The 8,186-nt window shown below is 68.9% G+C and carries 7 protein-coding genes; 3 read left to right on the top strand and 4 right to left on the bottom strand.

Annotated features, from left to right (window positions below; genetic code table 11):
- Window positions 1–288: 288 nt before the first annotated feature.
- Window positions 289–528: a hypothetical protein gene (locus ACFVJQ_RS45060; RefSeq protein WP_385791735.1), complete on the bottom strand. Its 240-nt coding sequence runs from the start codon at window positions 526–528 to the stop codon at window positions 289–291.
- Window positions 529–1,136: 608 nt separating this feature from the next.
- Window positions 1,137–1,823: a hypothetical protein gene (locus tag ACFVJQ_RS45055; RefSeq protein ID WP_385791733.1), complete on the bottom strand. Its 687-nt coding sequence runs from the start codon at window positions 1,821–1,823 to the stop codon at window positions 1,137–1,139.
- 151 nt (window positions 1,824–1,974) lie between these two features.
- Between ACFVJQ_RS45055 and ACFVJQ_RS45050 the strand changes: the two genes are divergently transcribed.
- Complete coding sequence (locus ACFVJQ_RS45050; protein WP_385791731.1) at window positions 1,975–2,445, top strand: hypothetical protein; 471 nt, start codon at window positions 1,975–1,977, stop codon at window positions 2,443–2,445.
- A 100-nt stretch (window positions 2,446–2,545) separates the two neighbouring features.
- On the opposite strand, the gene ACFVJQ_RS45045 is transcribed toward ACFVJQ_RS45050, so the two are convergent.
- Window positions 2,546–3,106 carry a GntR family transcriptional regulator gene (locus tag ACFVJQ_RS45045; RefSeq protein WP_385791729.1) on the bottom strand — a complete coding sequence of 187 codons (561 nt, stop codon included), beginning with the start codon at window positions 3,104–3,106 and terminating at the stop codon, window positions 2,546–2,548.
- 652 nt (window positions 3,107–3,758) lie between these two features.
- Complete coding sequence (locus ACFVJQ_RS45040; protein WP_385791736.1) at window positions 3,759–4,739, bottom strand: hypothetical protein; 981 nt, start codon at window positions 4,737–4,739, stop codon at window positions 3,759–3,761.
- On the opposite strand from ACFVJQ_RS45040, the gene ACFVJQ_RS45035 reads away from it, so the two are divergent.
- Window positions 4,629–6,446, top strand: coding sequence for an ISL3 family transposase (locus ACFVJQ_RS45035; protein WP_385791727.1), 1,818 nt, complete (start codon window positions 4,629–4,631; stop codon window positions 6,444–6,446). The two genes, ACFVJQ_RS45040 and ACFVJQ_RS45035, sit on opposite strands and share 111 nt — an antisense overlap.
- A 184-nt stretch (window positions 6,447–6,630) precedes the next feature.
- On the top strand, window positions 6,631–8,043 hold the full coding sequence (locus tag ACFVJQ_RS45030) for an FAD-binding oxidoreductase (protein WP_385791725.1): 1,413 nt from the start codon (window positions 6,631–6,633) through the stop codon (window positions 8,041–8,043).
- Window positions 8,044–8,186 lie beyond the last annotated feature (143 nt).

Genomic DNA, 8,186 nt, shown 5'->3' with positions numbered 1-8,186 from the left:
GGACTGCGATCTGCCATGACCGGCATTATCAACCGTCCTACCGACACCCCCGTCGGTACTGAGCGTCACCGTTCCACAGAAGTTGGACCAGAGCCCGAAAACGGGCAGCAGTTGTTCGGCTCCGTGGGCGGCACCCGGATTGAGGCGAAGTCGATGTTCATGAAAACCGACAGCACCCACTGCGGGTGGCCAGTAGCAGCACGGGCGAGGACGTCGTAGCGGCAGGCGCTGAACTCACGGCGTGCTGCTTTGACTGGGCCGACGCGGCACTCGAGCAGCTGCGGCCACTCATGCCTCAGAGGCCGGCGCGCCTGAGATGTCGGCGGGCCACTCGTCGACGCCGCCGCCCCGCCATTCTACGAACGCCGAGTCGACGAGACCGATCGTGCCCGGGTCGAGGCCCGCCCGGACTATGAACGCGGCCACGTCATCGAGGCGGCGTGCACCTCCCATGAGGAGGCCGTTGACACGTACCCGCCGGGCTCCCTGTCCGTCCGGCGGGTAGACGATCACAAGTGGATGAGTCATGCACCCCACCGTGCGTCCGGAACCGGCGTGGACGCACCTGTACAGAACACAACTGCCCCCATCCGTGGAATGGTGCCGTCGGGACGCGGAATCAAGGCATACCCCGTCTTCTGGACATGGGCGAGCCGACCGCCGCGCCTCTCAGGATCTCGGCTCAGTCGCTGCCGAAACTCGTGAACAATCCGATGCCGCGTCAGCGTCTGGGCGACTCCCAAACCGCTGTCGGGGCGCTGCCTGTTCTTGTGGACAAAGCCAGCAGCGGTTCCTACGCGCGATCAGCGGCGGCAGATGGGGCCGACAGCCCACCAGCTGGACCGTGATCAGGCTGAATGCACCCTGGCAGGACACCCCTCCTCGAGCGCCCAGGCTGGAGGGAGCGCGCCGCGAACCTCGCCGGCGATATCGCCTTCGCCGTCGACTACACCGTCTGCGCCCCCTGTCGGCTCGGGTGAGTCGAACAGCCCTACACCATGGAGAAGTACCAGCGGTGCGGGCTGGCCACCGCAGGCCCGGAGGCCCTGCGCATCCAGCACCCCGGCCTGTCCTGGCACACCCTGGGCAGCCACTTCCAGGACTCCCGGGCCTTCTGGGCGGCTGTGGGCGCGCGCCTATCCGCAGGGCTGCGTCGGGGCGTTCGGGTCGAGGCAGGTCGCAAAGTCGTTGCCGCAGCGGCACTGGCAGGCTGCGTAGGCCACCGGGTCCCAGTAGCCCTCGCAGGCCTGCAGGCACATGGAGTACCTGGCAGAGCACCTGAACTGAAGCCACGCTGCGGAATCCGGCACGGGCCGATAGCGGCCCGTAGCCATCGACTTCGGGTCCAGCATGTACCACTCGCCAAAGGGGCCGACGACAGGCCAGTTGCTCGCGTTGCCATAGCGTGCGGAGGGCAGTGGCGGCCGCCACTGCGGCGGGCTGACCGGCGGCCCTTGACGAGCCGGGTCGGGCGGCGGAGCGGGATCAGGCGCGCCGTAGCGGCCGGTGGCGCGTGCAGCCGACGCGACCAGTTGCTTGAAGACATCGGTCAGCGTGTCACTCGCGAACGTCACCTCGACGACGGCGAGTTGGGCGCCGCAGCAATCCCGGCTTTCGTCGGTCGTGATGACTTCGGCGATGGCCGACTTGTCGACGGCGAGGGCGTACGGGCACAGGCAGCCACGCGCATCAGCAACGAACGGCGTCACCTTGACCCGGTCCGGCTGCTCCGGAAGGGGCTGGATCGTGACCCGGAGACGGGTCTCCTGCTCGGAGTTCTGCCGCTCCAAGAATTCGTCCAGTGGAAGCCGTTCCCCCGTCATGGCGCCCCCCATGCTCGTGAGCAGTGGGCTCATCGTAGCGAGACCGCGTGGTTCCTCACAGAGACAGGAGCAAAGGACCTGCGGTAGCAGCGGCCGCCGCCCCCGCCTGCGTGACGCGGCGCGCGGGGTCCCGTCGGCCACCGTCCACGAGGTGCGCACCCCTGAAGACCTCCGTGACGCCCTCTCCGTGATGCTGCCGCAGCCCAAGACCGGAGACTGGCGCCCGGACGTCATCGGCGTAGACAAGCTCTCCCTGCAGGCCGGCTACGACAGCTGGCCACTCATCAACGGGCACCGGATCACCGAGGAGATGTGCGCCGCGCTCCAAGCCGACCGTCCCGAGCAGGCCGCCGACTTCGTCTTCGAGGACCTGGTCGCGATGGCCAAGGAAATGGGCCCGCCGGACCTCAGCGGCCCCGCCGATGCCCTCAGCGCCATGGACGGCGGCTGCTCGGGCCTCCAGCTCGACCACGAAGACGGCAGCATGTCCTGCTCGCTCGGGCAGGACTGCCCTTGCGTCGCCCTGCCGCACGCCGGATGGACCGACTGCCGCGCACAGGGGCCCTGTGCTCACTGCGACGGCCCTCCGGTCAGGTGGGAGTGCGACCGGCAGAGAAGCTGATCGAGAGACAGCGCGCCCCAGGCAGCCGCGGCCGCCGCCGTCGTCGCCGTGTGCCGCCCGCCCTTCCTTCGCCCCATGGACCGCTGCGAGGTGGGCGGGGCTATGTGGCCTTGGGGTCGTCGGCGTCCATCTGCTGCTCGATCTCCCGGCCCGTCCTCATCAGTTCGAGGGCCTCGCGGCGCAGATCACTGGCGCGCTCGCGCAGCTGCCGGACGCGCCGGCGCTGCTGCTCCGGGCTGTACTCGTTGACGTACTGCCCGCGCGGCCCCGTCAGCAGCCCTTCGGCGACGAGCTGGCGCACCGCGGCCGCGGCTTCCTTGACGCCGATGTCGAACGTGCGGGCGATCTCGTCGCGGTTCATGAACCGCTCGCCGGGCAGGTAACTGCGGTGGATCACGATGCGGATGATCCGGTAGGCGCGCTCGGTCGGGGTCATCGTGCCGACGCTGTAGAGGCGGTAGCCGTCGTGGAGGGTCACCAGCCCCTCGGTGGCGAGCTGTTCCAGAGCGGACCGGACCACGGGTGCAGACAGCTGAAGCTGCCGCGCGATCGTGGCCAGAGCGGGCAGATGGGTCCCCGGCTCGGTACACGACAGCCGCACCCACCGGCGCACCGACTCCACGTCTTCCTCGCTCGCCACCACGTCGTCCGCAACCGCCATGCCTGCCCCTCCCTGTCCCGGTGATCCGATGCGAGGACCAGCCTGATGGCCCGCGACCGTGGACACCAAGGACCTCAAGACCCGCTCGAAGGAAACCCCACCCGGCAGCGGAATCTGGATCGTCCGATCTGGCACCGCCACCATCCACGGCTTCGCCGATCTCGGATAAAACCCTCCTCGGAACGGCCCAACTGGAGGGAACGCGCCGCGAAGCGAGGGACCAGGGCACAGAGCGGCCGCCTGGCACGCGGCAGCGCGGTACGGACGCGCGGAGCGTGCCGTATCGCCGACCGGCACGCGTGCGGGCGGGGCCCGCCCCACCCTTGAGAAGGAAAGAGCCGTTGCTGCGCACCCCGCTGCACCCGACTGCCGGTACAGGCGACCGTCAGGCGATCGTGCAGCGCTCGAGGCTCCCTTTGACACGGGCCGCGCCGCGGTCCGCCGCGCCCTCGACCAGCGCCGCCAGCGCCCCGACACCCGGGATCGCGTGCCAACTGCACCCTGCCCGCCCCCGCGGACCTGCACCCACGAACCACCAAAAGCGAGCCAGTGTGGCTTACCGGAGGCGGCCGAACAAACGGCGCCAGCCGCGGCGTCCAGCCGGACCGGCGCGCCTGGACTCCCGGTCGACGCATGGCTGTTGAGGCGGACGTCAGGCGTCCTTCCATGCCTCGCGGAGGTCGTTTTGAGCCTGCTCCGCGGACTTGGTTGGCGTGTAGGTGGCCAGGAGCACCCGCCATGCGGTGCGTTCGAGATCGGACAGCCACAGGCCACCGATGAGCTGTTTGCTGAAGGAGAGGTCGATACCTGAGGCGAGGGTGTCACCGACGAGGTCGGCGACGGCGGCGCGGTTGGTGGGATTCATCGCCTCGAACGCGGACATGATCTGGCCCGCCAGGCCGGCGGCGTCTCCGTCCAAGGCACGCAGAACCAGGTGCTTGAGGTTAGCGGGCAGCAGATAGGCATCTCCCGACGCATCCCACAGAGCCCTCCAGAATTCGTCATCGGCCGGGGTCGGCAAGACGGACAGGAGCGAAAGCAGGTGTCCCGTCGCCGCGAAGTCCTCCGAGCTCGCGGCCGCCACCACGGCGACGTGCTTCACGTTGAGCTGATCGAAGTCGAGGGGCAAGTTGAGGCGATCGCGGAGGTACTCCTCCAGGGACTCGTTCACGTACGAGTGGAAGCGGGGGATCATCAGCAGCCCTTCCTCATGCGGGAGCACACGGTCCGTGCCGTATCCGAGCGTGGCAGCGGCCATCACCGACGACAGCTGAATCGCCTTGATTGGCCAGGAAACGATCACGCTGACGTCTCGCGTCCGTGCCGATAGCCGGCACACGGCGGGGATCGCACGCGGCGGCTCGACGGCCGACGCGCAGACGGCCGTACGTCCGTGGCAAATGCTGTGCGCAGGCCGGCCAGGTGCGGCTGCGCGGCCGGCGCGCTGGTGAGGGCGGATGCCTTCGCAAGTCACGAGTCCCGCCGCCGTTGAGGGGGCAGTCGAACAGGGACGAACCCTCGTATGCAGCGTTGTCGCTGGTGTGGTTCGCGAAGCCTTGAAGCGGTTCTTCCTCATCTGGCCGGTGTCGTAGTCGAGTTCATCCAGCAGTCGGCGGCCCAGATCGTTCTCCACGCCCACGCCAGAGCTGCCGGGGCGGCGTGTCCGCACTGTTCGAGGCCGTCGGGCCGGATTCACGGGCGATACGTCCGGCGTGTGGCGGACGCTGCGATAGGCGGCCGGGCCGTGGTCATCGAACTGCTTGTACGCCGCTTCCGGTGCCTGAACGGCAGTTGCACCGCGGTGACTTTTGCCGAGCAGTTCGAGGGGCTGACCTCGCCGCACGCCCGCAAGACCCCGCTACTGCGGTCGGCCCTGCTGTCCATCGCCTGCACGCTCGCTGGCTGGCCCGGTGCCCGCCTGGCCGCGCTGCTGGGTATCCGTGTCGGTAAGGACACCATGCTGAACCTGCTGAGGGTCGTGCCCGACCCGCCCGAAGGGCCAGTGCGTGTCCTGGGCGTGGACGACTTCGCTTTGCGCAAGGGCGACTCATACGCCACCGTCCTCGTCGACCTGGAGACCCGCCAGCCGGTCGAGGTACTGGCGGGGCGGGAAGCCGAGCCCCTTGCCGCCTGGCTGGCCAGGCATCCCGAGGTGGAGATCATCTGCCGGGACCGCGCTGGTGCCTACGCCGAGGGGGCCAGGACCGGCGCTCCCCAGGCCGTGCAGGTTGCCGACGGCTGGCACCTGTGGCGGAACCTGGCCGAGGCAGTTGAGAAGACCGTCGGGCCGCACCACCCATGCATCCGGTCCGCCTTCGCAACAAGCACGGTCACTGAGCCAGACCCGGCCGACCGCGCGGAGCCGTTCGACCCTCCGGACGGGACCCGTGACTGCTTCGGCCGACCGCGGCGCCTGGTCGCTCGCGCCAAAGAACGCTACGCGGCGGTGCAGGAACGCCTCGCCGAAGGCATATCCCTCGGCGCTATCGGCCGGGAACTGCGTCTGGACCACTCCACCGTGCGCCGCTTCGCTCGCGCCACCAGCATCGATGAGCTACTGGTCAAGGCGGTCAACCGGCAGTCCATCCTGGACGAGTACAAGCCTTACCTGCACGAACGCTGGAACGAGGGCTGTCACGACATCCCCAGTCTCCACCGTGAAATCCAGGCCCTCGGCTTCCCCGGGGACATCCAGACCGTCCGCCGCTACTTACGTCCCACCAAAGAGCGGGGACTCCCGACGGCACCCCGGCCCGCCCCGCGGCCCCGCCGCGTGGTCCGCTGGATCATGACGGATCCCGACCGGCTTTCCTCCAGCGACGCCCAGGAACTCAAAGAGATCCGCGCCGCCTGCCCACATCTCGACGCCACAGCCAGACACGTCCGCGACTTCGCCGCCATGCTCCACGACCGTCGCGGCGACCTGCTGCCCGACTGGATGAACCGTGTCTTGGTCGATGACCTGCCCGCCCTGCACTCCCTGATCACCGGACTACGCCGCGACCAAGACGCCGTCATCGCCGGGCTCACCAGTCACTGGAGCTCAGGCCAAGTCGAAGGCCACGTCACACGCATCAAGCTCCTCAAACGCAAGGGCTATGGTCGTGCCAATGCCGCCTGCCCTCGTCATCGTCGATCTCGCGCACGCGTACTCGTTCTGCCACCCGAACAGGGTGATGATCACGCGCCCGGACCAGCACCCAGAACGGCGCCGTCCGGCGGTCCCGTGCTGGGCAAGGCACTCCCGCGCCTGAGCTGCCGCGATACCGGGTCGGCCGGGCGCGCCGCAGGCCCCGGCCCTCGATCGCGTTGCGCGGGCGGAGGGTCGATGGAAGGCTGAAGTTGTCGGCCCTCAGTTAGTTGTGGCGGTTGCGGGCCCCGAGGAGGCGTCGTGGCGGCTGCCGACGGGCTCTGACGACGCGCCGCCGAAGGGGGCTAGCGGGGCGCGCCCATGTGATCCACAGTGCGGCCGGCAGGCGGAAGGCCGGGGCGGTGCCGGGCGCGGGCCCCGCAGAGGAGTTCTCATGGACGGCGCGACTCTCGATGCTCTGCGCGAGACGCTGCGCGGACCGGTGATCGGTCCGCAGGACGACGCGTACGACGAAACCCGCGCGATCTACAACGCGATGATCGACAGACACCCCGCGGCGTTCGCGCGGTGTGTGGATGCGACAGACGTCATCCGGACAGTTCGGTTCGCCCGCGAGCGCGGCCTGGATCTCGCAGTCCGCGGCGGGGGACACAGCGGCCCCGGCCTCTGCGTGGTGGACGACGCGCTGACTCTCGACCTGTCCCTGATGCGCTGGGTGCGGGTGGACCCGGTGACCCGCACCGCCTGGGTCGGCGCTGGCAGCCAGCTCGGCGACCTGGACCACGCCGCACACGGATTCGGCCTCGGGACGCCCTCGGGCATCAATTCCACGACCGGTGTCGGCGGGCTGACCCTCGGTGGCGGCCACGGCTACCTGACCCGTAAGTACGGCCTGACGGCGGACAACCTGCTGGGCGCGGACATAGTGCTCGCCGATGGCACCTTCGTCACGGTGAGCGAGGACGAACGGCCCGACCTGTTCTGGGCGTTGCGCGGTGGTGGTGGCAACTTTGGAGTCATCACCTCCTTCACCTACCGGCTGTACCCGGTGGACACGATCGGGTTCGGCGTGACCGTGTGGCCGGTCGAGCGGACCCGTGAGGTGCTGGAGTGGTACCGCGACTTCCTCCCGGGTGCGGCCGAGGACGTCTACGGTTTCTTCGCCCTGTTCGTCGTGCCGCCGGGGCCGCCGTTCCCGGAGGAGATCCACGGGCAGAAGGTGTGCGGCGTGGTGTGGTGCCTCACGGGCGACCTGGGTCGAACGGATGAGATCTTCGCTGCTGTGGGTCAGCCGGGCCCGCCGGCGTTTCATTTCGCAACACCGATGCCGTATCCCGCGCTGCAGAGCATGTTCGACGAGCTGTATCGGAAAGGGTTGCAGTGGTACTGGCGGGGCGCCTTCTTCGACCGGATCGACGACGACTCGATCGACGTTCATCTCACGTACGGGCAGAACCTGCCGACCCCTCTGTCGACGATGCACCTCTACCCGGTCGACGGGGCCGCGCACCGGGTGGGCCCGGACGAGACGGCCTGGGGCTACCGCGACGCCGTCTGGTCCGGTGTCATCGCCGGCGTCGATCCCGACCCGGCCAACGCCGAGCTCGTCAAGGAGTGGAGCGGCGACTACTGCAGGGCGCTGCACCCATACTCAATGGGCGGCTCGTACGTGAACTTCATGGGCGCTGACGAGGGCCGGGACCGTGTGCTGGCCACGTACCGCCGCAGCTACGAGCGGCTCGCGGAGATCAAGCGGGCCTACGACCCGGACAACTTCTTCCACGCGAACCAGAACATCAAGCCCACCGGATCGCCCGAGCCGGCCAAGACCGCCGGGTCCGCCTGACGGGGCTCCGTAAGTGGTCGACAGGGCAAACGTTGCCTGATGCGGCACTAGCTTGATCTTTAACCTGTGCGGCGGGGTCGTGGGGTCGTTGACTTCTTCGTTCGCTGTTTCGCGGTGCCTGGTTTGCGGACGGTGTGCACGTC

The sequence above is a fragment of the Streptomyces sp. NPDC127197 genome (genome assembly GCF_042672405.1).
Taxonomy (GTDB): domain Bacteria; phylum Actinomycetota; class Actinomycetes; order Streptomycetales; family Streptomycetaceae; genus Streptomyces; species Streptomyces flavusporus.
This window is presented reverse-complemented; position numbering and strand designations above follow the sequence as displayed.